Source organism: Streptomyces sp. XH2, assembly GCF_049725035.1.
In the GTDB taxonomy this organism is placed as follows: domain Bacteria; phylum Actinomycetota; class Actinomycetes; order Streptomycetales; family Streptomycetaceae; genus Streptomyces; species Streptomyces roseoverticillatus.
Window position 1 is genome coordinate 412,212 of record NZ_JBMMMZ010000003.1, and the last position, 24,046, is coordinate 436,257.

A 24,046-nucleotide genomic window follows, 5' to 3' on the forward strand; every position below is an offset into this window, starting at 1 on the left:
GAAGCGGCCCCGCGGGGCCTGGTCGGCACCTGTCCGCAGCGACGCCCCGGTCCGCTGCTGTGCATGCGCAACAGCGGAACGCTCTGTGCTGCTGTGTGAAGCCACGGACAGGTTGCCGCCGCTTTTCACGTAGATCATGGCGGCTCCCCATCTACCAAGTCAATCCTATGACTTGACGTGATCCATCCAAGCTGGAGCTTGTATCGTGGGCGCGTGACGCTAGATGACCTGAAGGTGTTCGTCATGGTGTGCGAGGCCCGCAACCTCAGTGCCGTGGCCCGCGAGATGAACTGCAGTCAGTCCGCCGTCAGCCAGCACGTCCGGCGCCTGGAGAAGGAGGTCGGACTGCCGCTGATGGAGCGTCAGCCTCGCGGGGTGGTGCCCACGGAGGCCGGGCGGATCCTCCAGCGGGCCGCGTCCGACGGGCTCACCGCCCTCGGCGAGGGCCTGCGCACGCTGGAGGAGCTGCGCACCGGCCGGGGCGGCGGCGTCGTCATCGCCACCGGCGCCACCACCATCCGGCACCTGATGGGCGCGGCCATCGAGGAGTACAGCAGGCAGTACCCGGACGTCGGCCTGGAGTTCCACACCGAGCGCTCCAGCCACCGCTGCATCGACGCCCTGCGCTCGGGGGCCGTCGACCTCGCCTGGGTGTCCGTCGCCCCCGACGCGCACGGCGGTTCCGGACCGCACGGCGCCTCCGGCACGCAGGGCGTCGAGCTGCGGCCGGTCATCAGCCTCGAGTGGGTGCTGGCCGTCCACCCCGGCGACCCGCTCGCCGCCGAGAGCGCGCTCGGCGCGGCCGACCTCGCCCGTACGCGCCTCATCCGCCCGCCCGCCGGGACGAGCTCCGGCCGGCAGGTCGAGGACGTGCTCGGCGCGGTCGCCCTCTCCTCGCGCGCGACGACCCGGGCCACGGACTGGGACACGGCCCTGCTCCTGGCCGAACTGGGCCTCGGGCACGCCCTGATACCCGCCATGCCGGGTCTCGTGGGCCCGTCGGGCGCGGTCCGGCTGATACCGGTCACGGGCATCCCGCCCCTGGAGGTGGGCTGGGCCGCCCGCCAGTGGTCGGCCCTGTCCCCCGCGGCACGGGAGTTCGCGGCGGCGGTCACGCGGTACGTGGCGGGTGGTGGCGCCGCCTGATCCCCGCCGCAGCGGTGGCCGCCCCCGCGGCGAGGGTCCGGCGGAAGGGTTACGTACCCCGCCCGTCTCCCAGCCCGCACAGCGTCCCGTACGCCGCCTGGATGAAAGCCCCGGAGGGGGTCGGCGCGGTGTCGGCCAGGGCCACCAGGCCGGTGCGCGAGCCGGGCAGGAAGCCGGCGAAGGCCGTGCAGCCGCGGGTGCCCCCGGAGTGGTGCAGCAGCGGCCCGCCGGGGCGCACGCGCAGGTTCCAGACGAGGCACAGGCGGCGACCGGAGCGCCGCAGCGCCAGCCGGGGCCGCTGCACCTCCGTGAGGGCGACGCGCAGGCTCGGCGGGGCCGCGGCTTCGGGCGCGAGCAGCGCCGTCAGGCAGCGCAGCAGGTCCCGCGCGCTGGAGCGCAGGGCGCCCGCCCCGGGCAGCCCGGGGACGAGCCAGGGCGGCCGGGGCCGGCCGTGCCAGTGGCCCACGACCTGCGGCCGGGTGGGGTCGCAGTCGGTGTCGGCCAGGCCGAGCGGGTCCAGGACGCGCTCGCCGAGCAGCGCCGGGTAGTCGCCGGGCCCGCCGCCGGCCGCGCGCGCCAGGGCGAGGCCGAGCAGGCCCACGCCGTAGTTGGAGTAGCGCACGTGGGTGCCCGGGCGGTGGTGCAGCCGCGTCCGGGGCAGGGCCACCAGCACGTCGTCCGTGGTGAAGGCGGCGTACGGGTTGCGGAACCATCCCGTGCGGACGGAGCGGGCCAGGAGCCCCGGGGGCAGCCGGGGCAGGCCGGCGGTGTGCGTGGCGAGGTGGAGGAGGGTGACGGGCGGGCCGGGGATGCGCCGGGCGCCGGCCGGGAGGTAGCGGTCGAGGGGGTCGTCGTAGCGGACCTCGCCGCGGGCGGCCAGTTCCGCGAGCAGCAGCGCGGTGAACGTCTTGGTGAGCGACCCGGTCTCGAAGCGGGTGTCCTCCTCGGCGGCGCCGCGGCAGACGACGATGTGCTCGTCGCCGCGCACGGCGGCGACCGCGACGGCGCTCGCGCCCCGGGCCGCGTCGGGCAGGGGCAGCAGCAGGGCGTTCAGCGGCGGCGCGGTGAGGCCTTCGGCCGCGGCTTCCGCCGCTGCCGTCGCCTCCGCCGCCGCGGCGGTCAGCGCGGGCGTCTCCAGGGGATTCGTCACCGTGATCGTGCCGCCCGGGCCAGGGCGATGGAGCCCGCCACGGCGGTCACGACGGTGGTGTGCTGGTGTTCCTTGAACCTGCGGGCGGGGTCGTCGTCGACGGGATCGCCGTCGGCGGGCATCAGGCCGTCCTCGTGCTGCAGGGCGGCCATGGCCTCCCAGTCCTCCGGCCTGCAGTAGGGCTCGGACAAGGAGGCGCCCACGATGAGGAGTTCCGCCACGAGGTCCCACTGCCGCACCTCGCGCCAGATGTCGATCCACACGGGCAGCCAGGTGCGGACGTACGCGGTGAGGTCGGCGGGGAGGCCCTCGGGGCGGCCGCCCCAGTCGGTGAGGTGGAAGACGGTGTGGGTCATCGCGTAGGCGGTGATCCAGTTGATCGCCCAGGGCTCGGGGGTGGCGCCCAGCCACGTGGCGCGGGCGAGGGCCTCGAAGTCCTCGCCGTGGTCGAGGCCGGCGATGCGGGCGGCGTTGGCCACGGCGAGGCGGCGGTTGGGCAGCAGCTCGACGCTGTGCACCGAGCGCAGCCGGACGCGGTGGGCCAGCAGCCGGTCCATGGCCGCGTGGCGGTAGCCGCAGCGCACGAAGTGCGCGTACATCTCCAGCGGGTCGGTCATCAGGGTGTGGCGCAGCTGGCGTTCGTAGAGCATGTCGCCCTTGCGCAGCTGCAGCCAGGTGAAGTCCATCAGGTTCTGCGCGGCGGCGAGTTGGCCGGGGCCGGCCATGCCGTCGCGCAGGATGACGGACGCGGCGAGGGTGGTCTCGCCCAGGGGCTTGTAGACGCCGTCGGGGTCGGTGAGCTCCTCGGTGGTGCCGGGCGGGAGCGCGCCGAGCGCGCGGTGGGCGTGCAGCCAGGACAGTGCGCGGTCGGCCATGACGCGGGCGGCCGCGGCCACGGGCGCGGGGATCGCGGAGGGGGCGGAGGCGGGAGCGGAAGGGGTCATGCCGGCGCCTCCGTGGGCTCGGTGCGTGCGTCTTCGGTCCGGCCCGTCAGCAGGTGGGCGGCGACCGCCAGGTCGAGCGCGGTTCGCGGGCCCGCGCCGCCGAGCAGCCGGATGTGGTCGAGGACGGGTTCGGGCTCCAGGGGCAGGGCGATGCCGTCGTGGCGGAGCAGGGCGAGCCAGCGCAGCAGGCGCACGGCCGTGGGGAAGTCGCGGCGCAGCACGGAGCGGGTCAGCCCGCGGCTCAGCGGGAGGGCGGCGTCGCGGGCGGCGTCCCGTACGGGGCCTTCCAGGACGGGGGTGGCGAGCGGCGCAAGCTGTGCCATGCGGACGGACCAACGCTGCCAGTCGGTGGTGTCCGTGAGGTCGTCGCGCGTTTCGGGCAGCGTGGCGGGCACCGGGTTGCCCGCGTAGCCGCGCGTACGGGCCAGGAGCTGGGCGGTCGCCCAGTCGCGCCAGGCGGCGGTGCGTTCGTCGGGGGGTGCGGAGGGGCCGTGGCCGGGGACGGGGAACGCCTCGAAGGCGCGCGCCACGGCGGCCGCGTCGGAGGCGTGGAAGGGGGCGCCGGTGAGGACGTGCGGGGTGAAGGTGTCGGCGCCGATCACCCGTACGGCGGCCAGGGCCGCGAGGGAGCCGGGTGAGTCGAGGGAGTCGGGGAAGTCCGGGGCGCCGGAGGCGCCGGGGGCGCTGTCGAGGTGCGGGGCGACGAGGGCCGCGCCCCCCGCGTCCTCCGTGCCCCGGAGGGCGCGGAGGACGCGGGAGGCCAGTTCGTCGGCCGCCGCGGCGTAGGCCGCACGGGAACTCACTTGCCCTTCGGCTCCTTCGGCTCCTTGGGCGACAGCAGGAGGAGTGCGAGCAGGAAGCCCGCGGCCTCCGGCGCGGGCAGCGGAGCCCCGCTGACGGCTGCTTCCGGCTCCACCATCAGGGAACCGATCGCATCCGGCCCGGCCGGTGACGCGAGGGGTCGGAGGGTTTCTTGGGTGAGCATGTGCGGCGCCTCCTTGAGGAGATGCAGGTTGAATTCTCATCACTTAATCGGTGATGTCGGACAAATGAGGCTAAGCATGCTCTCCGTGAAGTCCGGCCCATGACACGCCGGTCACCCGGGGAACGGGGTTCGGCCGGGGGACAGGGACTCAACCGGGCGCGAAGGAGGGGCCGGGGGCTTTCAGGGGGAAATCAGGGGCGCGCGGGAGGGGACCGGGGCGGAGCCTGGGGGAGTGGTGAGAAAGAAGGGAAAAGTGGGGGATGCGACGGGTGATTCTCCGAAATTTCCACCATTCGGGTGAACTGCGAAGGCTGGGGTGTGGCGGGGTGACTGGTGCGGCATGGTCTGAAAATAAGCTGGCACGCCACCGGGGCGGGGCCCTTGGGATGGGAGTCTTCGATGACCACCTCCGAGTCGGTGTGGACCTGTCCGTTCCGCCACGATGAGGCCCTGGAGTTCGACCCCTTCCTGGCCCGGCTGCGGAGCGAGCCGCCGATCACCCGCATCCCGATGCCCCGCGGGGACGGCGCGGGGGATTCCGTGGCGCCCGGCGCCGGCGGCCCGGAAGGCCGCGGATGCCCCGAAGGGGCCGGAGAAGCCGGCCTCGCGGGCCTCGGAGGCTCCGGTCCCGGCGGCGCGGCGGCTCCGGGCGCGCGCGGCGCGTCGGGCCCCGCCACCCCGGGGAGCTCCCGTGCCCCGGCCGCCGGCGCCGCCTGGCTCGTGACCCGGCACGAGCACGTCCGCGCCGTCACCTCCGACCCCCGCTTCAGCCGCGCCGCCCTGATCGGCAGCGACCTCCCGCACGTCACGCCCGACCTCGTCGACCACGCCGAATCGATCAACCTCATGGATCCGCCGGCCCACAGCCGCCTGCGCGGCCTGGTGGCCGCGGCGCTCGGCGACCGCCAGGTCGAGGAGCTGCGCCCGCGCACCCGGCGCACGGTCGACGCCCTGCTCGATGCCATGGCCGACCACGGCTCCCCCGCCGACGTCTCCGACTGGCTGGCCGCCCCCCTCCCGCTCAACACCGTCTTCGACCTGCTCGACGTCCCCGGCCCGGACCGCGCCCCGCTGCGCCGCTGGGCGACGGCGATGATGTCCCCGGGCACCCCAGACTGCGCCGCGGCCGCCGAGGGAAAGGCCGGACTCCGCGCGTATTTCGCCGAGTTGACCGCCGCGCGCCGCCGGCACCCCGGGAGCGACCTGCTCAGCGCCCTGGCCGCGGTCCGCGAGGACGGCGAGCTCCTGGACGCCCGCGAGGTCGCGGTGATGGGCATGCTCCTGCTCGTCACCGGCCACGACACCAGCGCCCACCAGATCAGCAACATCGTCTACACCCTGCTCACCCACCCGGAGCAGCTGGCCCGCCTGCGGGCTCGTCCCGAGCTGCTGCCGGCCGCCGTCGAGGAGCTCCTGCGCTTCATCCCCTACCGGCAGGGCGTGGGCATCCCCCGCCGGGCCACGGAGGACGTGGAGCTCGGCGGCGTCACCATCCGCGCGGGCGAGACCGTCCACGTCTCGTACCTCGCCGCCAACCGCGACGAACGCGTCTACGACCGCCCCGACGAACTGGACCTCGAACGGCAGGGCGCCCCCGCCCACCTCACCTTCGGCCACGGCACGCACCACTGCCTCGGCGCCCGGCTGGCGCGCATGGAGCTCCAGGTCGCCGTCGGCACGCTGCTCGCCCGCTTTCCCGCACTGCGCCTGGCCGTCCCGGCGGAGGAAGTGCGCTGGAACACCGGCTCCATCTGGCGTTTCCCGCTCGCCCTCCCCGTGGCCTGGTAGCGCGACGGGCCGGCGCTCCCCGACGGGGGAGCCCGGTCCGCCGCCCGCACGAGGGCGACGCCCCGTCGCCCGGTAAGTCCCCCGGTCAGTCCCCTGGACCGGTAAGTCCCTTGGTAAGGAGGCAGTCATGGCTACGCTCTGCCGACCGGCCATCGCCGTACCCGAGCACGTCATCACGATGGAGGAGACCCTGCACCTGGCCCGGACGCTGCATGCCGACCACCCGCAGCTGCCGCTGGCGCTGCGCCTGATCGGCAACACCGGAGTGCAGACCCGGCACATCCTCCAGCCCATCGAGGACACCCTCAAGCACCCCGGCTTCACCTGGCGCAACAACCTCTACGAGACCGAGGCCAAGGCCCGCGTCCCCGGCGTCGTCCGGCGGGCCTTGGAGAACGCCCAGCTGACCTCGCGCGACATCGACCTGATCGTCTACGCCTCGTGCACCGGATTCATGATGCCGTCCATGACGGCCTGGCTGATCAACAACATGGACTTCCCGGTGACCACCAGACAGCTGCCGATCGCCCAGCTCGGCTGCGCGGCCGGCGGCGCGGCCATCAACCGCGCGCACGACTTCTGCACCGCCTACCCCGGCGCCAACGTCCTCATCGTGTGCTGCGAGTTCTGCTCGCTGCTCTACCAGCCCACCGACCTCGGCGTCGGCAATCTCCTGTCCAACGGCCTCTTCGGCGACGCCCTCGCCGCGGCCGTGGTGCGCGGCGAGGGCGGCGAGGGCGTGCGCCTGGAGCGCAACGGCTCCCACCTCGTGCCCGACACCGAGAGCTGGATCTCCTACGCGGTCCGCGACACCGGCTTCCACTTCCTGCTGGACAAGCGCGTGCCCGGCACGATGGCCATGCTCGCCCCGGCCATGCGCGACATGGCCGAGCCCCACGACTGGGACGTCTCCGGCCTGGGCTTCTACATCGTCCACGCGGGCGGGCCGAGGATCCTCGACGACCTGTGCAAGTACCTCGACCTCGCGCCCGAGTGGTTCCGCTACAGCCGGGCCACGCTCACCGAGCGGGGCAACATCGCCAGCGCCGTCATCTTCGACGCCCTGGAGCGCCTCTGGCAGGACGGCGGGGCGCCGCAGGACGCCCGGGGCATCATCGCCGGCTTCGGCCCCGGCATCACCGCGGAGATCTCGCTGGGGACGTGGGCGACGGCGGGCCGTCCGACGCCGCAGCCCGTGTGAGGGCGGCCCGGATCCGTGTCCGTCAGAGGTCGAACTCGGCCGGGTTGATGCCCAGCGCGAAGCACGCCTCGCGGACGACGGCCTGCTCGGTCTTGTCGAAGTCGCCGTCGGCGCCGCCGATGACGATGCCGATCTGGATGACCGCACGGGCCTCGGTCGGCTTCTTCTGCACCTTGCCGATGGTCTGCATCACGCTGACCTTGCCGAAGTCGAAGTCGGCCGTGAGCTTCTGGCAGTAGTCGTTGAAGCGGGCCTGCAGGTCGTCCGCCGGGAAGTTCTGCAGCACCTCGTTGGTGGCGATCAGCGAGGCGACGCGCTGCCGCTCCGAGGCGTCGATCGAACCGTCGGCGGCCGCCACCAGGGCGCACATGGCCATGCTCGCGTCCCGGAACGCACCGCTCTTCAGGTCGTTCTTCTTCGCCACCAGCTGGCCCTGCATCGCCGTCGCGGAGTCCTTGAGCCGGTCCCAGAGCGCCATTTGCTGTTTCTCCTCATACACATAACAACGGGGGTGTACGGGGAGAACGGGGGAGAGGGGTACGCAAGTTCCCAAAGTGACAAAGTGTCGAATAGTACGGCGAGTCCTACGAGGCCTGCGGACCGGGTCCTGCGACGCCGGCGGATCCGGTCCTACGACGCCAGCGGATCCAGGTGCAGCGGCTGCACCTTGCCCTCCATCATCGCGCCGAGCCCGAGCACCGCGCACACGTCGGGATGGGCGGCGATCCGTACGGTCATCCCCGTGGCGTCCTCGATCATCCGGTCCAGGCCGGGCAGGACCGCGCTGCCGCCCGCGAGCATCACGCCGCGGTCGACCAGGTCCGCCACGAGGTCCGGCGGGCAGGCGCGCAGCACGCGGCCGATCGCGTCCAGGACGGCGGTCAGCGGCGTGTGCATGACCTCGCGGACCTCGCTGGTGTTCACCAGGACCGTACGGGACAGGCCCGTCGCCACGTCCCGGCCGCGAACCTCGGCGCTCTCCTGCACGGGGTCCGCGGCCAGCGCGAGGTGCAGCGGGTGCAGGCCCTGCGTCGGCAGCATCAGTTCGTGGCGGCTGCGCAGGTGCTCCACGACCGCGTAGTCCATGGCGTCGCCGCCGACCAGCACCTTCTCCGCCGCCACGATCGCTCCCAGCGACAGGACGGCGACCTGCGTGGACGCCGCCCCGCACACCACGATCATCGTCGCCTCGGGCTGCTCGACGGGCAGCCCGCAGCCCACCGCGGCGGCGATGAGGGTGTCGACGAGCTCCACGCGCCGCGTCCCCAGGCCCATCAGGGTCTCGACGGCGGCGCGGCGGGCGAGCGGGTCCGCGTCGTGCGGGAGGCACACCGCGGCGCGCAGCATCGGCTTGCGCCGCCAGGCGCGGCGCACCTTGTCGCTGACGAGGCTGCGGAGCATCCGCTGGGCCATCTCGATGTCGACGACGGTGCCGCCGGAGACCGGCCGCACCACGCTGATGTGCGCGGGAGTGCGCCCCGCCATGCCCTCGGCGAGCTGCCCGACCGCGATCAGCGAGCCGGTCCGGGTGTTGATCGCGGCGATGCTCGGCTCGTCCACGATCAGGCCGTTGTCACGGAGGTAGACCCGGGTGCGGGCGGCTCCGAGGTCCACGGCGACGGTGCACCGGCGCAGCTGCTCAAGGCTGAAGGACAACATGGCAGGGCCTCCCCTGAACGGCGGTCGGGGTTCGGTCGGGCCGCTGCCGCCGGGCGTCCCTGGGGCCATCGTGCGCGGTGGGAGGCCGGGGTGCGCGCTGGAATGGGCCGCATGGGCGAAGCGGATCACCAGGGCGGGGTGACGGGCCATCAGGGGCTGCGGGGTCACTTCGCGCGGCACGGGGTCACTGCGCGTCCTCCGGGATCACTTCGCGCCGCCCGGACCACCGCGCGTCACTTCGCGTCGCCGTAGCACTCCACCACGGCCGTCGTGAACGGGAACAGCACCGGGGTCTCGCCGAAGACGACGCGCGCCGCGCGGGCCGAGGCGGTGCGGATCGCCTCGGTGACGGTGGCCGCCTCGGCGTCCGGGCAGTGCACGATGACCTCGTCGTGCTGGAAGAAGACGAGCTCGGCGCGGAGCCCCGCGAGCTCCTGGCGCAGCGCGGCGAGCAGGGCCAGGGCCCAGTCCGCGGCGCTGCCCTGCACGACGAAGTTCCGCGTGAAACGGCCGCGGGCGCGGCCGGCCGGGGTGCTGCCGTAGCCGGGCCGGTCGTCCTCCTCCGCGGCCTGGGGGATGCCGGCCTCGTCGGGCGGGGCCGTCGAAGCCGGCGGGCACGTGCGCCCGAGCCAGGTGCGGACGATGCGGCCCTCCTCGCCCGCGCGCGCCGCGTCGTCGACGAGGGCGACGGCCGCGGGGAAGCGGCGGCGCAGGTCGGCGAGGTGCTTCAGGCCGTCGCCGGAGGTCTGGCCGTAGACCGCGCCGAGCAGCGCGAGCTTGGCCCGCTCGCGGTCGCCGGCGAAGGCCCGGTCGGACAGCGCCGCGTACAGGTCGCGCTCACCGCTCGCGGCCTCCATCAGGCCCGGGTCGCGGGAGACGGCGGCCAGGACGCGGGGCTCCAGCTGATCGGCGTCGGCGACCACCAGCCGCCAGCCCGGGTCGGCGACGACGGCGCGCCGCACGACGCGGGGGATCTGCAGGGCGCCCCCGCCGTTGGTGGTCCAGCGGCCGGAGACGGAGCCGCTCGGCACGTACTCGGCGCGGAAGCGGCCGTCGCGCACCCACGTCTGCAGCCAGGAGCGGCCGTGGGCGGTGTGCAGCCGGTACAGCTTCTTGTACTGCAGCAGGGGCTCCACGGCCGGGTGGTCGACGGCCTTGAGCTCCCACGCGCGCGTGGAGGACAGGGCGATGCCCCGGCGCGCGAAGGCCCGGACGATGTCGGCGGGCAGATCGGGCCGCACGCGGACCTCCTCGCCGTCCTCGCTGAAGGCTCGGGAGACGGCCTCCGCCAGCTCCGCCAGCCGCCGGGGCTCCAGACCGCCGGGGAAGTGCTCGCCGAGCAGCTCGTCCAGGAGCGCGCGGTGGACGTCGGCGCGCCACGGCAGACCGGCGCGGTTCAGCTCGGCGGCGACCAGGGTGCCCGCGGACTCCAGGGCGAGGAGCAGCAGGAGCCGGCCGGGGTGCTCGGTCGCCCGCGCCCGGGCGAGCTGGGCGGCGTGGACCTCGGTCAGGGCGTCGAGCGGATCCGTGCCCGGCGGCAGCGGCACCGGCCCCGGCTCGAACAGCGACGGCTGCCCCCCGGCCGCGCGCGGCGGCGGATCGGCGGGCACGGGCAGCCCGCGCAGCCGCGCCCACGCGGCGGCGAGCGACCGGGGCTGCCCGGACTGCCCCTCCTCGTGGCCGGTGAGCAGGCTCTCGGCGGCCTCCACGTCGTAACACCGCTCGACGCGCAGGCCCGCCGCGAGCAGCTCCGGGTAATGGTGCGCGGTGGACCGCCACACCCACCGCTCGACCCCCGGCCGCGCCCGGACCGCCTCGGCCAGGCTGCCCGCCGACTCGACCGGCCCGGCGGGCTCCCCCATGAGGTCGACGGGGCGGAGACGGACACCCCCGTCACCCGTCTCCGCCACCGCCAGCCTCACGGGAAAGATCCTGCCAGCAGGCACTGACAATCGCGCTGACCTGCGCGGTTGGCGTTGCGGGCCGAGCTGTCGCGGGCCGTGTCGCCGCGGGCTACGTTGGGGACATGACCGGAACCTGGAAGGTGGGAGCGGACGTGGAGGGCCGCCCGACACAGCGGGACTGCGCCCACCTGGACGAGGCGGCCGCCGAGGTCACCCCGAGCACGACCGAGGGCTGCGAGGACTGCCTGCGCACGGGCGGCACGTGGGTGCACCTGCGCGAGTGCCTGGTCTGCGGCCACGTCGCCTGCTGCGACAGCTCCCCGAACCGGCACGCGAGCGCCCACGCGCGCACCGTGCCCGGACACGACCTCGCCCGGTCGTTCGAACCGGGCGAGGAGTGGGCGTGGTGCTACGCGGACGAGCTGCTGCTGGTGCCGGGGTAGACCACCGGGGTCAGACCGCCGCCGGCCGCGGCTCCCCCGCGAGCGCGGTCAGCAGCCGCCCGGCGAACTCCGCCGGGCGCTCGGTGACGCCCAGGTGACCGCCCGGGAACTCCGCCAGCGGGCTGCCGGTCAGCTCCGCGAGGCGGGCGGCCGGGCCGTACAGCCCCACCTGTTCGCGCGACTCCCGGCCCGCTGCCGGGACCAGCTGGTGCGCGGCGTCGCGGAGGGCGGCGACGTCCGGGGCCCACCCGGTGAACGGGCAGAGGATGTGCTCCAGGAAGACCGGGAGGTTGGCGTACATCCGGGGCGCCATCTCCTGGATCTCGGGCGGCAGTTCGGCCTGGTGATCCGGCGACCGGTCGCCCCCGAGCCCCTCGCTGAAGCGGGCCATCGCCGCACCGGCGCCCTCCTTGCGGAAGATGTCGCGCACCTCGGCGTAGAGCGCCCGGTACGGTGCGGGGTCCTCCAGCAGCTCCACGAGCGGCGGTTCGTGGGCGACGACCCGCCGCACCCGGCCGGGGTGCCGGGCCAGCAGGTCGAGCGCGACGATCGCGCCCGCGCTGCAGCCGAGCACGTCGGCGGGCTCGTCCGGTGAGAGCAGTCCGAGCAGCCGGTACGCGTCGTCGCTCCACACGGCCACCCGCTGGTCGGCGACGGGGCCGTCGAGCAGGCTGCGGGACATGCTGCGCGGGTCGAAGGAGACCACGGTGTACCGGTCCGTCAGGGCCCTGGTGACGGCCTTGTACAGGCCGGCGTCGGCGCCCGCGCCGGGTATCAGCAGGAGGACCGGGCCGCTGCCGCGCTGTTCGTAGTAGAGGGTGGCGCCGGGCACGTCGAGGGTGCCGGTCTTCGGCTCGTTCATCACTTGCTCCCAGTCTCTCGGGACGGCCAGTTCTCCAGCACCTGGTGGAGCGCGTCGAGCGAGCGTGCCCAGGACTCCCCGACGTCGCGGGAGTGGCCGAAGCCGCCGCCGAGTTCGAGGTGGATGTAGCCGTGGAAGGTGCTCCGCAGGAGGCGGCCCGCGTCGGTCAGGTCGGGCTCGGCGAGGTCGTAGGCGCGCAGCATGCCGTAGGTCAGCTCGACGCTGCGGCGGAAGCCGACGGAGCCCGCGACCTCCTCCGGCTCGAACCGCATCTGGGTCGCGGCGTAGCGGCCGGGGTGGTCGAGGGCGTACTGCCGGTAGGCGTCGGCGAAGGCGACGAGCGCGTCCTTGCCGGCGCGCCCGGCGACCGCCGCGCCGATGCGGTCGGTCATCTCCTCGGACCCGAGCAGTCCGATGCGGACGCGCAGGTCGCGCAGGTTCTTCACGTGCGAGTACAGACTCGCGTCCTTCACGCCGAGCCGCCGCGCGAGCGCGGAGACGGTGACGTTGTCGAGCCCGCCCTCGTCGGCCATCTCGGCGGCGGCCGCGGTGACTTTGGCGGCGGTGAGTCCGGCGCGCGACATGGGTGCAGCTCCTCTTCCCTAGGACCTCTAGGAAAGAGGCTAACACCTCTAGATCATTTGGCTGAGGGGATATCGACCTGCTCGCCGGCCATCTCGTAAGCCCCCGCCTCCAGGCGGGCGATGAGGCCGCGGGTCCACTCGCCGCCCGTCTCGGCCGTGTGGATCCACAGGCCCATGATCTCGGCGATGTGGCCCCAGTCCTCGCCCTCCGCCGGGGTCCAGTGGCGGCGGATCTCCTCGCGCCACTCCTCCAGGGACGCGATCCGCTGCCGCAGCAGGGCGATGGCCTCCGCGCGCGGGAGGTCGGTGAGGAAGCCGACGCCGGCCGTGAGGACGTCGGTCTTCTCGTCGTGGGCGGAGAGGGCGTGCCGGAGCAGGCGGAAGTACTCCTCCTCGCCGTCCGGCGTCAGTTCGTACTCCGTGCGGGGAGGGCCGCCGGCCTCGCTCGGGGCCGTGTCGTGGGCGATGAGCAGGCCTTGCTTCGCCATCGCCTTGAGCGCGTGGTAGATCGACCCCGGCTTGGCGTTGGACCACTCGTGCGCGCCCCACAGCTCCAGGTCGCTGCGGACCTGGTAGCCGTGCGTCCGCCCGTGCTGCCGCACGGCACCCAGGACCAGCAGCCGGATCGCCGACATCTCGCCTTCCGTTCCCCTCGCTCCGCCATCGCTCGGATGCTCAGGTTAGGCGGAGCCGGAGGGGACCGGCTTTGTCAACCCCCGCCGGAGCCGACGTCAGGCGCCGTGGCCTCCGCCGGAGGCCTGCGCCGCCTCCGCCACCAGTTCGAACGCCGTCTTCCCGTCGAGCGACTCGCGGATGACGTCGGCGTGCCCCGCGTGCCGCGCGAACTCCTCGACCAGGTGGAGGAGCAGCCACCGCATGGAGACCCGGCTGTCCGCCGGGAACCACGGGGCTTCCGGCAGCGCGAACGTGTCCTCCAGGCTGGGCACGGAGCGGATGAACTCCTCCGTCTCCGCGGCCACCTTCTCCCAGTGGGCGAGCGTCCCGGCGACCGTCTCGCCCTCCAGGAGGCGGAAGCCGTCGGCCCACGAGGACGGGTCCTGCTCGGTCTCCGCTCCCCGGCCCTGCGCCAGCCGCAGCCAGTTCAGCTCGGCCTGCGCCACGTGCTTGACGAGCCCGCCGAGGGACAGCTCGCTCGCGCTCGGCTTCAGCGCCGCCTGTTCGTCGGTCAGGCCGAGCAGCGCCCTGCGCAGGCCGCCCCGCTGGGCCTCCACGAAGGCCAGCAGCGTGCCGCGCTCGTCGGCGACGTCCTTCTCGATCACGTGAGTGGGCATGGTTCCCCCATAGTCTTCTGTGGTTTCCCGGTCTGTCGTGATGAGCTCAGGCTAGGACCGAATGAGGTCAGATCCGGTCCTAGAACACCCCTCAGAACGGGAACTTGGTCCGCCCGTGCTGGATCGAGATCCACTTCGTCGTCGTGAACGCGTCCACCATCGCGTCCCCGTTCAGCCGCCCGACCCCCGACGCCTTCTCCCCGCCGAACGGCACGATCGGCTCGTCGTGGACGGTCCCGTCGTTGACGTGGATCATCCCGGAGTCGATGCGCTTGGCCACCCGCACGCCGCGCTCGACGTCCCCCGTGTGGACGGCGCCGCTCAGCCCGTACGGAGTGGCGTTCGCCAGCCGGATCGCCTCCTCCTCCCCGTCGAAGGGGATGATCAGCGCGACCGGGCCGAAGATCTCCTGGCCGAGGATGGCCGCGTCGGCCTTCAGGCCGGTCAGGACGGACGGCGAGACGAGCGTGCCCTCGGCCCCGCCCCGTACGAGCGCGGTCGCGCCGTCCGCGACGGCCTGCTCGACGAGCGCGCCGATGGCCTCGGCCTGCCCGGCGTGGATGAGGGGGCCGATGTGGGTGGCGGGGTCGCCCGGGTCGCCGACCTTGAGGCTCTTGACCTTGGCGACGAACTTCTCGGTGAACTCCTGCTCCACCGAGCGGTCCACGAGCACGCGGTTGGCGGCCATGCAGACCTGCCCCTGGTGGATGAACCGGCTGAAGACCGCCGCGTCGACCGCGTAGTCGAGGTCGGCGTCGTCGAGGACGATCAGGGCGCTGTTGCCGCCGAGCTCCAGAATCGTGCGCTTGAAGTGGCCGGCGGCGACCGTGGCCACGTGGCGCCCGACCTTGTCGGAGCCCGTGAAGGAGATGACCTTCGGGACGGGGTGCTCGATGAGCGCGTCCCCGATCTCGGCGATGTCGGTGACGACGACGTTGAGGACGCCGGCCGGCAGCCCGGCCTCCTCGAAGACCTTGGCGACCAGACCGCCGCCGCATATCGGCGTGTTCTGGTGCGGCTTGAGGACGACCGTGTTGCCGAGCGCGAGGGCCGGCGCGACGGACTTGACCGAGAGCAGGAAGGGGAAGTTGAACGGGCTGATCACGCCGACGACGCCGACCGGCACCCGGTAGAGGCGGTTCTCCTTGGTGTCGTCCGGCGACGGCAGGATCCGGCCCTCCGCGCGCAGCGCGAGGTGGAGCGCCTCGCGCAGGAACTCGCGCACCAGGTGCAGCTCGAACGCGGCCTTCAGCGCCGTGCCGCCGCACTCCGCGGTGATCGCGGCGGCAAGCTCCGCCTCCCGGTCGTCGATGATGCGCAGCGCGCGCTCGAAGACCAGCCGGCGGGTGTACGGATTGGTGGTGCCCCACGCGGCCTGGGCGCGCTCGGCGGCCCGGTAGGCCTGGTCGATCTCGGCGACGCCGGCGACGGTGATGGAGGCGAGCTTCTCCCCGTTGTACGGGTTGAAGTCGACGATGTCCCAGGAGCCGGTGCCGGACCGCCACTCGCCGTCGATGTACTGGAAGGCCAATTCTTCGAAGTAGGACATGTGCCATCCCTGCCTGGAGATACGGGGGCGCACGCGTGCGCCCGAACCGGAACGCGCTCCTGATGGGACGTCATCGTACTGATGTGTCACATGAGTTGGAGCAGCCGCCTCAGCAGGTCGCGGGTGGCCGACGGCGCGAGGCTGTCCTCGTGCAGCCGCTCCATCACCCTTCCGTACTGCGCCACTTCATCGGGTTTGTCGAGGTAGAGCGCGCTCGTGAGCTGCTCCAGGTAGACCACGTCCGACAGGTCCGACTCGGGGAAGCGGAGCATGGTGAAGGCGCCGCTCTCGCCCGCGTGGCCGCCGTGCGCGAAGGGCATCACCTGCAGCGTCACGTTGGCCTGCTCGGAGATGTCCATGAGGTGCTGCAGCTGGCCGCGCATGACGGTCTCGCCGCCGTACGGGCGGTGCAGCGCGGCCTCGTCGAGGACGGCGTGGAAGTGCGGGGCGCGCTCCGAGAACAGCAGCTTCTGGCGCTCCATGCGCAGCGAGACGCGGCGCTCGACCTCCGCCTCGTCGGCCGCGGGCTGACCGCGCACGACGACGGCCTGGGCGTACCCCTCCGTCTGCAGCAGCCCGTGCACGAACTGCACCTCGTAGATCCCGATGTGCGAGGCGGCGCCCTCCAGCCCCACATATGTCTGGAACCAGCCCGGCAGCACGTCGCCGTAGCTGTGCCACCAGCCGGCGACGTTGGCCTCGCGGGCGAGCCCGAGCAGCGCCTCGCGCTCCAGCTCGTCGGTGACTCCGTACAGCGTCAGGAGGTCTTCCACGTCGCGCGCTTTGAAGCTCACCCGGCCCAGCTCCATACGGCTGATCTTCGACTCGGAGGCGCGGATCGAGTAACCGGCCGCCTCGCGGGTGATGCCCCGCGACTCCCGCAGCCGCCTGAGCTGGGAGCCCAGGAGTATGCGGCGCACCACAGAACCGCTCGACTCGCTCGTGGCCATCTTTGCGACTCCTCCTCTTCCGGTTCCGCTACCGGCCTTGTCGCTGCCCGCCGCTCTCGCCCTCTCCGGGGGCGGCCCCCGCTACCCCCGGCGGTGAAGTCTGCCATCTCCCCGCCGCGTTGAGTGTGCATTGAGTGTGCATCCGGCTACCCGGAGGGGAGTAGGTCGGAGGGCGTACGGAAGAGGGCGTAGGAAGAATTGCGGACGGACGCGAACGTGCGCCCCCAAACCCCCCACGTGCACGTGCATCTGCCCTTGCATCCGCCACGCGCATTGGGAACGATGGGGAACGCACACGTGCGTGTCACGTCCACGATTGCCAGGAGTGCCTCGGATGGGTACCGAAGGATCGACTGTGCTCTCTCCCCTGTGGCGAGGGCTGCCACCGATCGCCCCATCGGCCGTCTCCAACTCGGCATCCTGCGCGCTCCCGCCCCGCTTCGAAGCGGTCCGGACGGCCCGCACGTTCACCAGAACGACCCTTCAGGGGTGGGGCCTGGGCGGACTCTTCGACGATGTGGCGCTGGTCGTCTCGGAGCTGGTCACCAACTCCCTGCGCTACGCCCTGCCCCCCGAGCCGATATCCGGCGGCGCGTACGAGCCCCCGGTCCGGCTGCACCTCATGCGGTGGACGTCGCGGCTCGTGTGCGCCGTGCGGGACCCGAGCGAGGAGAGCCCGACGGCGGGCGAGGCGGACGCGTCGGCGGAGTGCGGGCGCGGGCTGTTCCTCGTGGAGTCCTTCAGCGACACGTGGGGGTGGCACCCGCTGGCGGGGGCGCTGCACGGCAAGGTCGTGTGGGCGCTGTTCAGATTGCCGCGGGAGCAGCACGCGTAGGGCCCGTAGGACCTGAGCGTAAGGGGAACCGGCCGGTCAGTCGGTCACCAGATAGTCGAATTCGCCGTCCTTGATCCCGCGCAGCATCGCGTCGATCTCCGCAGGCGTGTAGACGAGTGCCGGCCCGTCGGGATGACGGGAATTGCGCACGGCGACTCCGCCGCCCGGCAGCTTGGCGAACTCCACGCAGGATCCCTGGGAGTTGGAGTGCCGGCTCTTCCGCCAGACGACGCCGTCGAGGTCCGCTGCAGCCATGCCGTTGTACGCGTGAGGCACAGGACTCTCCCGGAGAATTGCAGGGCACCCCGGCCCGCCGACGGCGAATGGTGGGGTTGACAACTACTCCCGGATCATAGCTGCGTTCACATGCTTCTGCATGAGCGAATGCACGTGCACTTACGGTGTTCCCGTACTTCTTCAGCGTGACTACACCATCGTGACCAGGTGTTTTGATGAATGGGCCGCTTACTTGCCCGTAGTCGCGTACGGCATGAGTGCCATCTCGCAGGCATTCTTGATCGTCCGATACGTGATGCGCATCGCAAGTTCTGCGGGTGCGTCAGGAAACGGGATCGAGCAGTGCGTCGAATGCGGCCGGAAGCCGCCGCCAGGCGTCGGGCCCGCCCGCGTATTCGGCGTCGGTCAGCAGGCAGGACGCCAGCAGCTCGCGCAGCCCGTCGCCGTCGAGCCCGGGCGAGGTGAAGGTGAGGTGCTGGACGCGGTCGCCGTGCTCGGGGTCCCAGTCGAGGGAGGCGGCCACGCGGCGGTCCGGCGGCACCAGGTCCCAGGCGGCGTCCGGCAGCGCAGCGAGCCACGGCCCCGCGCTCTCCACGCACAGCGCGCCGCCCGCGGCGTCCCACGCGAGCAGCGTGTCCGGCCGGTCCGCGAGCCAGAAGCGGCCGCGGCTGCGCGCGGCTGCGCAGCACAGGCCTTCCAGGGCGGCGTACAGCCGGCCCGGGTGGAAGGGGCGGCGGGCGCGCCACACGAGCGTGGCGACGCCGTCCGCGTCGGCTTCCTGGGGCAGCAGCGCGCACGAGGGGTGCTGGCGGGCCGCGGCGGCTTCCACGTCGAACCCGGCGACCGCGGCGGCCGCGAGCTCGACGGATCCGGCGGCGATGCGGCGGGCTGCGGGGGCGAGTTGGGCGAGGAGGGCGTGGTCGGCGGCGTCGGCGGGGGCGACGGCGTCGCCGAACGCGGTGCCGCCGGTTTCGGCGGTGTCCTCCACGACGGCCAGCACCGTCGGGTACTCCAGCTGCCGGGCGAAGGTGTCGGCCACGGTGCGCTGGTCACGGGCCGCGGCGGCCAGGCCGGCCTCGGCGAGGTCGTCGCCGCAGCCGAGGGCGGGCAGGACGAGCGCGGGGTCCACGGCGGTGATCACACCGGTGAGGCGCAGGTCCTCGCCCGCGTGGGCGGCCACGACCTCGGCCATGGCCTTGGGCTCGACGGAGTCCCACAGCTCGACGACCGCGAGCCGGCAGGTGCCCGCCGCGGCGAGCCGCTCCAGCTCGGGCACGAGGTCCTCGCGCAGGGCGCAGCAGGCGCAGTCGTCGACGAGCGGGGTCTCGCCCTCGTCGAGGGTGCCGGTGCGGTCCCGTACGGTCCGGCGAACGGTGCCGTCGGCGGCGGTGGACAGGTCGTGGTGGAGGGCGACGCTGCCGGGGACGGTGCGCAGGAGGTGCTCGACCGCGGCCCGGCGGGCGTCCGCGTGTAGACCGCCCACCAGGGCCACCGGCAGGGGGCGCGGCGCGGTCACCGCGCGCCTCCGCGTTCGCCGTCGACGGCCCGGGTGCCGTAACGGCGTTCGAACCGCTCGACGCGTCCGGCCGTGTCCAGGACCCGGGCCGTGCCGGTGTAGAAGGGGTGGCTCGCCGAGGAGATCTCGACGTCGACGACGGGGTACGTCCTGCCGTCCTCCCACGCGACGGTCTTGTCGCTCGTGGCGGTGGACCGGGTGAGGAAGGCGAATCCGGCCGCGCGGTCGCGGAAGACGACGGGGCCGTAGGACGGGTGGATTCCGGGCTTCATGACGGGTCAGCGCTCCTCTCGGAAGGTGACGTGACGACCGGCGACCGGGTCGTACTTCCGCAGCTGCATGCGGTCGGGGTCGTTACGGCGGTTCTTGCGGGTGACGTACGTGTATCCCGTGCCGGCGGTGGACCGGAGCTTGATGACGGGGCGTAGCTCGTTGCGGGCCATGGGGGCTACTATACAGAAATGGTTTCCATTTTCATTAGGAGGTTCCGAGCGTGTCCGCCCACTGCCAACTGACCGGCCGCAAGCCCGGCTTCGGCAACACCGTCTCCCACTCCCACCGCCGCACGTCCCGGCGCTTCGACCCCAACATCCAGACCAAGCGCTACTGGCTGCCCGGCGAAGGCCGCCACGTACGGCTGCGGCTCAGCGCGAAGGGCATCCGGACGGTCGACGCGATCGGCATCGAGGCCGCGGTCGCCCGCATCCGGGCGCGCGGCGAGAAGGTCTGAGGCGACCGAGGAGAGAGGAGACAGGAAGCCCCATGGCGAAGAAGAGCAAGATCGCGAAGAACGAGCAGCGGCGTCTGACGGTCGCCCGGTACGCGGCCCGGCGCGCCCTCCTCAAGGCGGTCATCCGCAATCCGCGGACCCCGGACGAGGAACGGCTGGCCGCCTCGCGCGAACTGCGGCGCCAGCCGCGCGACGCGAGCGCCACGCGCGTCCGCAACCGCGACTCGGGGGACGGCCGCCCGCGCGGCTACTTCCGCACGTTCGGCCTGAGCCGCGTGAACCTCCGCAAGGAGGCCCATGCGGGGCACCTGCCGGGGGTGACGAAGTCGAGTTGGTAGGGACGGGGCGCGAAGGCGCGGGGCCGGCGGGTCAGAGGGGGCTCGCCGGCCCCGTCCGTGTCCGGCGGGGCACTTGGCAGGTGTGCCCGGCTCCGGTTCGATGGTCCGGCGGCACGGATCCGACGGTCCGCCCGCGCCGAGCACACTCCGCACCGCAACAGCACATACGCGTGGCCCCCGCATACGCGTGGCCCCCGCATACGCGTGGCTACCACATAAGCGTGGTCCCCGCATGCACGTGCATCCGCACCGCGAGAGGAGCCGGAACGTGATCCACATGACCGAGACCCTCGCCGTCCACACGATCGAGGGCTTCCTCACCCCCGACGAGACCGCCGAGCTGACCAAGGTGCTGGACGAGCACCTCGCCCTCACCGGCTGGGTTCCCGAGCGGCCTTCCGACGGACTCGTCCCGCCGGAGGCCGCCCAGGAGATCCTGGCCGCCGGCATCGAGCGTGCCCTGCCCGCGATCCGCAGGGTCTTCCCGTCCGTCGCCGCCGCAACGCCGTGGGACTACCACGACCTCGGGCCCGGCGACCGGATCGATGCGCACCTGCACGGCGTCGGCGCGCCGGACGCGCGGCCCCAGCGCGTCGCGCGCGTGGCCTTCCACCTCCAGGAGGCCGAGCGCGGCGGGCAGTTCTACGTCGACACCTGCTCCGCCGAGGGCCTGTGGACCGGGCGCACCGCGGGCCCCGGGAGCGCTTTCCTGCCGGGGACGCGCTTCGCGCGGGAGATCTCCCACGAAGGGCGCCCGGAGGACCTCGCGGCCCTGGACGACGTCCCCCGCACCCGCTGGACCAGCGCGCCGCCCGCCAGGACGGCCGTCGTCTACGGCGCCCAGCTCGTCCACGGCGTCGAAACCGTCGTCGAGGGACGGCTGCGGAAGCTCATCACGAACCTGATGGACGGATAGACGGACGGATAGACGGATAGAGGGCCGGGCGGACAGGCGGACGGACAGGCGGCGGAAAGTCGTCCGGCCCGCCACTCACCTTCCGGTGGGCGGCGGGCCGAGGGGACTGCCGGTGCTCAGAGCTGGCCGGCCGCGGAGATCGTGATCTTCGCCTTGGTCGTGCCGCTCTGCGAGCCGAAGGACTCGATCTTCTTGACGAGCTTCATGCTGTCCTCGTCGGCGACCTCGCCGAAGACGACGTGCTTGCCGTCCAGCCAGCCGGTCACGACGGTCGTGATGAAGAACTGGGAACCGTTGGTGTTCGGGCCCGCGTTGGCCATGGACAGCAGGCCCGGGCGGTCGTGCTTGAGCTTGAAGTTCTCGTCGGCGAACTTCTCGCCGTAGATGCTCTTGCCGCCGGTGCCGTTGCCGGCGGTGAAGTCGCCGCCCTGCAGCATGAAGGCCGGGATGACACGGTGGAAGGAGGAGCCGGCGTAGCCGAAGCCCTTCTCGCCGGTGCAGAGGGCGCGGAAGTTCTCGGCCGTCTTCGGGACGACGTCCTCGAAGAGGTTGAAGGTGATGCGCCCGGCGGGCTCGTCGTTGATGGTGATGTCGAAGTAAACCTTGGTCGTCATGCCCTCATCCTGACACTTCGGCTTCCGTAGCCGCTGCTCAGGCACCCCGAACGGCCCTATTGAGGTGAGCTGCGCCACAGCCGGTGCCATGGTGGGGTGGTGACGACGACGATGGAGCCGCCCCTGGTCGTGGGCGTCGACGGGTCCGCCGGCAGCCTGCAGGCCCTGGACTGGGCCGTGGACGCCGCCACCCGCCACGGCGTGCGGCTCCGCATGGTCTACGCCTCCCGCTGGGAGCGTTACGAGTCCCGTCTGCCGCCCGACGACGAGCCCTCTCCGGAGGCGGTCGCCGAGGAGCGCGTCATCGCCGTCGCCGCGCTGCGCGCCCAGGGGCGCAACCCGGCCCTGGCCGTCGAGGCGGACGTCCTCCCGGAGGAGCCGCTGAACGCGCTGCTGGAGGAGTCCCGCCACGCCGTCGCGCTCGTCACCGGCCCGTCGGGCCGCGGCACGCTGACCGGTCTGCTCCTCGGCTCGGTCAGCCTCTCGGTCGCGGCCCGCGCCCACTGCCCGGTGGTCGTCGTACGGGGCGGCGAGGCGAACGTCCGCGGCGCGTACGGCCGGATCGTCGTCGGCGTCGGCGACCCCGAGGAGGCTCCGGCGGCCCTCCGCTTCGCCCTCCGCGAGGCCGCCGCGCGCGGCTGCGGCGTCGAGGCCGTACGGGCCTGGCGGCATCCCGTCCACCAGTCGGCGGACCACTATCCGCTGCCCAGCGACGACGCCATCGAGCACGAGGAGCTCGCCGGGCGCGAGCTGATCGAGGCCCTGCGCGAGCCGCAGCGCGAGTTCCCCGGCGTCACCGTGCACCGCACCGTCTACGAGGGGCACGCCCGCCAGGCGCTCATCGACGCGTCGGCGACGGCGGATCTGCTGGTCGTCGGATCCGTGCGCCGCCGCCGGGGCTTCGGCCTCCAGCTCGGCCGCGTCAGCCACACGGCGCTGCACCACGCGGACTGCCCGGTGGCGGTCGTGCCGCAGGAGTGACCCCGCCGGGCAGCCGACTCCTCGCTTGAACGTGTTCAAAAACAGGTCTACAGTCTCGGTCACCAAAGCTTTTGAACACGTTCAAGAAGGGGTGGGGACGTGGATCTCACTGTCGTCTCGTACGCCGTTTACCTGGTGATCGGCCTCGGCCTCACGGTCTGGGTCGCCCGCACGCTCAGCCGCAACGGCCGCGTCTTCCTCGCCGACGTCCTGCACGGCAACGAGAAGCTCGCGGACGCCGTGAACCACCTGCTGGTGGTCGGCTTCTACCTCGTGAACCTCGGCTTCATCGCCCTGTACCTGCAGGACGACACCACGATCGCCGACGCCCGCGGCGTCTTCGAGGTCCTCTCCCGCAACCTCGGCGTCGTCCTCCTCGTGCTCGGCGCGATGCACTTCGGCAACGTCTTCGTCCTCAACCGCTTCCGCCGCCGCGGCCTGATGGACCGCGAGCAGGTACCGCCGGTCGCGCCGCAGGGCTACGCCGGACAGCAGGGCCCGTGGAGCGCGCCGGCCGCGCCGGCCGCCGGGCACTGAGCACTGAGCACGATGACCGCCGCTCTCGCCGCCGACCGGGACGCCGTTCTCCGGAGCACCCCGGTCCGCCGGCTCACCGTCCTCTACGACGCGCACTGCTCCCTCTGCGCCTTCGTCCGCAACTGGCTCGCGCGGCAGCGGCAGCTCGTGCCGCTCGACCTCGTGCCGGCCGGGTCGGACGAGGCCCGGCGCCGCTTCCCCGAGCTCGACCACGCCGCCGCCTACGAGGAGATCACCGTCGTCGGCGACGGCGGGCAGGTCTACCGGGGCGCCTCCGCCTGGGTCGTCTGCCTGTGGGCGCTCTCCGCGTACCGCCCGCTCGCGCACAGGATCAGCACCCCCTCCGGCCTGCGCTTCGCCCGCGGGGCGGTGCTGGCCGCGGCGAAGTACCGCGGCTCGCACTGGCCGCCGCCCGCGGCCGGGCCGGTCGGGTGGGCGTACCAGCCGGCCGGCGGCTGCGACGTGCGCCATGCGTAGCCGCACCCTGGTCGGCGTCGCGGCGTTCGGCGCCGTGGCCGTGCTGACGGCCCTGGTGGTCCTGCTGAGCCCGCCCGCCGGTTCGGCGGAGCGCGAGGACGTGATCGGCTCCTGGCGCAGCCACCAGGCCGGTGCCCTCACCCTGCGCGCGGACGGCACGCTCACGGCGGTGCGCGTCCCCACGGCCTTCGCCGCTGGCGACGAGCGGCCCACCGCCTGGTTCACCGGCCGCGGAACCTGGTCCTTGAAGAAGAAGCCCAAGCTCGGCCACCAGCGGATCCGGATCGAGAACGAGGCGGGGGAGACGTACGAGGTGTCGATCGCGGGCGAGGGCGCCCGTGACGGCCTGTTCATCAAGCCGCCGGGGGACACCGCCACCCAGTTCCGCTTCAAGAAGACCCTTTAGGC

30 protein-coding genes are annotated in these 24,046 nt (G+C 73.0%); 12 read left to right on the top strand and 18 right to left on the bottom strand.

Going from position 1 to position 24,046, the window contains the following annotated elements; genetic code table 11:
* The first annotated feature begins 213 nt into the window (after positions 1–213).
* Positions 214–1,146, top strand: coding sequence for a LysR family transcriptional regulator (locus tag ACOTKD_RS08880; RefSeq protein ID WP_424888306.1), 933 nt, complete (start codon positions 214–216; stop codon positions 1,144–1,146).
* A gap of 49 nt (positions 1,147–1,195) precedes the next feature.
* Here ACOTKD_RS08880 and ACOTKD_RS08885 read toward each other — a convergent pair whose 3' ends face one another.
* From ACOTKD_RS08885 to ACOTKD_RS08900, 4 genes are all read right to left on the bottom strand, one after another.
* Complete coding sequence (locus ACOTKD_RS08885) at positions 1,196–2,179, bottom strand: serine hydrolase domain-containing protein (RefSeq protein WP_424888404.1); 984 nt, start codon at positions 2,177–2,179, stop codon at positions 1,196–1,198.
* 113 nt (positions 2,180–2,292) lie between these two features.
* Positions 2,293–3,240 carry a DUF6895 family protein gene (locus ACOTKD_RS08890; protein ID WP_424888307.1) on the bottom strand — a complete coding sequence of 316 codons (948 nt, stop codon included), beginning with the start codon at positions 3,238–3,240 and terminating at the stop codon, positions 2,293–2,295.
* A complete protein-coding gene (locus ACOTKD_RS08895) occupies positions 3,237–4,043 on the bottom strand; it encodes a hypothetical protein (RefSeq protein ID WP_424888308.1) in 807 nt (268 codons plus the stop codon). Before ACOTKD_RS08895 ends, ACOTKD_RS08890 begins: the two co-directional genes overlap by 4 nt.
* Positions 4,040–4,225, bottom strand: a complete 186-nt coding sequence (locus tag ACOTKD_RS08900; protein WP_030367321.1) for a hypothetical protein — start codon at positions 4,223–4,225, stop codon at positions 4,040–4,042. Before ACOTKD_RS08900 ends, ACOTKD_RS08895 begins: the two co-directional genes overlap by 4 nt.
* A 399-nt stretch (positions 4,226–4,624) precedes the next feature.
* On the opposite strand from ACOTKD_RS08900, the gene ACOTKD_RS08905 reads away from it, so the two are divergent.
* Together ACOTKD_RS08905 and ACOTKD_RS08910 are read left to right on the top strand one after the other, a co-directional pair.
* The gene (locus tag ACOTKD_RS08905; RefSeq protein WP_424888309.1) at positions 4,625–6,013 is read left to right on the top strand and encodes a cytochrome P450; all 1,389 of its coding nucleotides are present in this window, start codon (positions 4,625–4,627) and stop codon (positions 6,011–6,013) included.
* Positions 6,014–6,140: 127 nt separating this feature from the next.
* On the top strand, positions 6,141–7,214 hold the full coding sequence (locus tag ACOTKD_RS08910) for a type III polyketide synthase (protein ID WP_424888310.1): 1,074 nt from the start codon (positions 6,141–6,143) through the stop codon (positions 7,212–7,214).
* 22 nt (positions 7,215–7,236) lie between these two features.
* Here the strand turns inward: ACOTKD_RS08910 and ACOTKD_RS08915 are convergent, their stop codons facing one another.
* The 3 genes from ACOTKD_RS08915 to ACOTKD_RS08925 all read right to left on the bottom strand — a co-directional run bounded on the left by ACOTKD_RS08915 (position 7,237) and on the right by ACOTKD_RS08925 (position 10,735).
* On the bottom strand, positions 7,237–7,692 hold the full coding sequence (locus tag ACOTKD_RS08915) for a tellurite resistance TerB family protein (protein ID WP_030367324.1): 456 nt from the start codon (positions 7,690–7,692) through the stop codon (positions 7,237–7,239).
* A gap of 152 nt (positions 7,693–7,844) precedes the next feature.
* Positions 7,845–8,870, bottom strand: a complete 1,026-nt coding sequence (locus ACOTKD_RS08920) for a rod shape-determining protein (protein WP_424888405.1) — start codon at positions 8,868–8,870, stop codon at positions 7,845–7,847.
* Between the two features lie 236 nt (positions 8,871–9,106).
* Positions 9,107–10,735, bottom strand: a complete 1,629-nt coding sequence (locus tag ACOTKD_RS08925; protein WP_424888406.1) for a bifunctional 3'-5' exonuclease/DNA polymerase — start codon at positions 10,733–10,735, stop codon at positions 9,107–9,109.
* Between the two features lie 164 nt (positions 10,736–10,899).
* Here ACOTKD_RS08925 and ACOTKD_RS08930 point away from each other — a divergent pair, with 164 nt between their 5' ends.
* Positions 10,900–11,220, top strand: a complete 321-nt coding sequence (locus ACOTKD_RS08930) for a UBP-type zinc finger domain-containing protein (protein ID WP_424888311.1) — start codon at positions 10,900–10,902, stop codon at positions 11,218–11,220.
* Positions 11,221–11,230: 10 nt separating this feature from the next.
* On the opposite strand, the gene ACOTKD_RS08935 is transcribed toward ACOTKD_RS08930, so the two are convergent.
* From ACOTKD_RS08935 to ACOTKD_RS08960, 6 genes are all read right to left on the bottom strand, one after another.
* Entirely contained in the window at positions 11,231–12,082 is an 852-nt protein-coding gene (locus ACOTKD_RS08935; RefSeq protein ID WP_424888312.1) for an alpha/beta fold hydrolase, read from the bottom strand.
* A complete protein-coding gene (locus ACOTKD_RS08940) occupies positions 12,082–12,666 on the bottom strand; it encodes a WHG domain-containing protein (RefSeq protein ID WP_424888313.1) in 585 nt (194 codons plus the stop codon). The genes ACOTKD_RS08935 and ACOTKD_RS08940 overlap by 1 nt, the downstream gene beginning before the upstream one ends.
* Positions 12,667–12,719: 53 nt before the next feature.
* On the bottom strand, positions 12,720–13,301 hold the full coding sequence (locus tag ACOTKD_RS08945; RefSeq protein ID WP_424888314.1) for a PadR family transcriptional regulator: 582 nt from the start codon (positions 13,299–13,301) through the stop codon (positions 12,720–12,722).
* 96 nt (positions 13,302–13,397) lie between these two features.
* Positions 13,398–13,958: a DinB family protein gene (locus ACOTKD_RS08950; protein ID WP_424888315.1), complete on the bottom strand. Its 561-nt coding sequence runs from the start codon at positions 13,956–13,958 to the stop codon at positions 13,398–13,400.
* Between the two features lie 91 nt (positions 13,959–14,049).
* On the bottom strand, positions 14,050–15,507 hold the full coding sequence (locus tag ACOTKD_RS08955; RefSeq protein WP_424888316.1) for an aldehyde dehydrogenase family protein: 1,458 nt from the start codon (positions 15,505–15,507) through the stop codon (positions 14,050–14,052).
* Between the two features lie 86 nt (positions 15,508–15,593).
* On the bottom strand, positions 15,594–16,457 hold the full coding sequence (locus ACOTKD_RS08960; RefSeq protein WP_424888317.1) for a helix-turn-helix domain-containing protein: 864 nt from the start codon (positions 16,455–16,457) through the stop codon (positions 15,594–15,596).
* 334 nt (positions 16,458–16,791) lie between these two features.
* Between ACOTKD_RS08960 and ACOTKD_RS08965 the strand changes: the two genes are divergently transcribed.
* Positions 16,792–17,292 (top strand): ATP-binding protein, encoded by a 501-nt coding sequence (locus ACOTKD_RS08965; RefSeq protein ID WP_235481594.1) that lies wholly within the window; start codon positions 16,792–16,794, stop codon positions 17,290–17,292.
* A 36-nt stretch (positions 17,293–17,328) separates the two neighbouring features.
* Here ACOTKD_RS08965 and ACOTKD_RS08970 read toward each other — a convergent pair whose 3' ends face one another.
* The 4 genes from ACOTKD_RS08970 to rpmG all read right to left on the bottom strand — a co-directional run bounded on the left by ACOTKD_RS08970 (position 17,329) and on the right by rpmG (position 19,488).
* Positions 17,329–17,568 (bottom strand): DUF397 domain-containing protein, encoded by a 240-nt coding sequence (locus tag ACOTKD_RS08970; RefSeq protein WP_106674436.1) that lies wholly within the window; start codon positions 17,566–17,568, stop codon positions 17,329–17,331.
* 283 nt (positions 17,569–17,851) lie between these two features.
* Entirely contained in the window at positions 17,852–19,045 is a 1,194-nt protein-coding gene (locus ACOTKD_RS08975; protein ID WP_424888318.1) for a GTP-binding protein, read from the bottom strand.
* Complete coding sequence (locus tag ACOTKD_RS08980; RefSeq protein ID WP_424888319.1) at positions 19,042–19,317, bottom strand: type B 50S ribosomal protein L31; 276 nt, start codon at positions 19,315–19,317, stop codon at positions 19,042–19,044. Before ACOTKD_RS08980 ends, ACOTKD_RS08975 begins: the two co-directional genes overlap by 4 nt.
* Positions 19,318–19,323: 6 nt before the next feature.
* Entirely contained in the window at positions 19,324–19,488 is a 165-nt protein-coding gene (gene rpmG / locus ACOTKD_RS08985; RefSeq protein ID WP_030367340.1) for a 50S ribosomal protein L33, read from the bottom strand.
* A 50-nt stretch (positions 19,489–19,538) separates the two neighbouring features.
* Here rpmG and rpmB point away from each other — a divergent pair, with 50 nt between their 5' ends.
* The 3 genes from rpmB to ACOTKD_RS09000 all read left to right on the top strand — a co-directional run bounded on the left by rpmB (position 19,539) and on the right by ACOTKD_RS09000 (position 21,029).
* On the top strand, positions 19,539–19,775 hold the full coding sequence (gene rpmB / locus ACOTKD_RS08990) for a 50S ribosomal protein L28 (protein ID WP_424888320.1): 237 nt from the start codon (positions 19,539–19,541) through the stop codon (positions 19,773–19,775).
* Positions 19,776–19,807: 32 nt separating this feature from the next.
* Positions 19,808–20,113: a 30S ribosomal protein S14 gene (gene rpsN, locus ACOTKD_RS08995; protein WP_424888321.1), complete on the top strand. Its 306-nt coding sequence runs from the start codon at positions 19,808–19,810 to the stop codon at positions 20,111–20,113.
* A 268-nt stretch (positions 20,114–20,381) separates the two neighbouring features.
* Entirely contained in the window at positions 20,382–21,029 is a 648-nt protein-coding gene (locus tag ACOTKD_RS09000) for a hypothetical protein (RefSeq protein ID WP_424888322.1), read from the top strand.
* A 116-nt stretch (positions 21,030–21,145) separates the two neighbouring features.
* Here ACOTKD_RS09000 and ACOTKD_RS09005 read toward each other — a convergent pair whose 3' ends face one another.
* Entirely contained in the window at positions 21,146–21,643 is a 498-nt protein-coding gene (locus tag ACOTKD_RS09005) for a peptidylprolyl isomerase (protein WP_424888323.1), read from the bottom strand.
* A 99-nt stretch (positions 21,644–21,742) separates the two neighbouring features.
* On the opposite strand from ACOTKD_RS09005, the gene ACOTKD_RS09010 reads away from it, so the two are divergent.
* The 4 genes from ACOTKD_RS09010 (at position 21,743) to ACOTKD_RS09025 (ending at position 24,044) form a co-directional block, all read left to right on the top strand.
* Positions 21,743–22,624 (top strand): universal stress protein, encoded by an 882-nt coding sequence (locus tag ACOTKD_RS09010; RefSeq protein WP_424888324.1) that lies wholly within the window; start codon positions 21,743–21,745, stop codon positions 22,622–22,624.
* Positions 22,625–22,723: 99 nt separating this feature from the next.
* On the top strand, positions 22,724–23,161 hold the full coding sequence (locus ACOTKD_RS09015; RefSeq protein WP_424888325.1) for a hypothetical protein: 438 nt from the start codon (positions 22,724–22,726) through the stop codon (positions 23,159–23,161).
* A gap of 12 nt (positions 23,162–23,173) precedes the next feature.
* Positions 23,174–23,638, top strand: a complete 465-nt coding sequence (locus ACOTKD_RS09020; RefSeq protein ID WP_424888326.1) for a thiol-disulfide oxidoreductase DCC family protein — start codon at positions 23,174–23,176, stop codon at positions 23,636–23,638.
* Entirely contained in the window at positions 23,631–24,044 is a 414-nt protein-coding gene (locus tag ACOTKD_RS09025) for a hypothetical protein (protein WP_424888327.1), read from the top strand. Before ACOTKD_RS09020 ends, ACOTKD_RS09025 begins: the two co-directional genes overlap by 8 nt.
* The last annotated feature ends 2 nt before the right edge of the window (positions 24,045–24,046 follow it).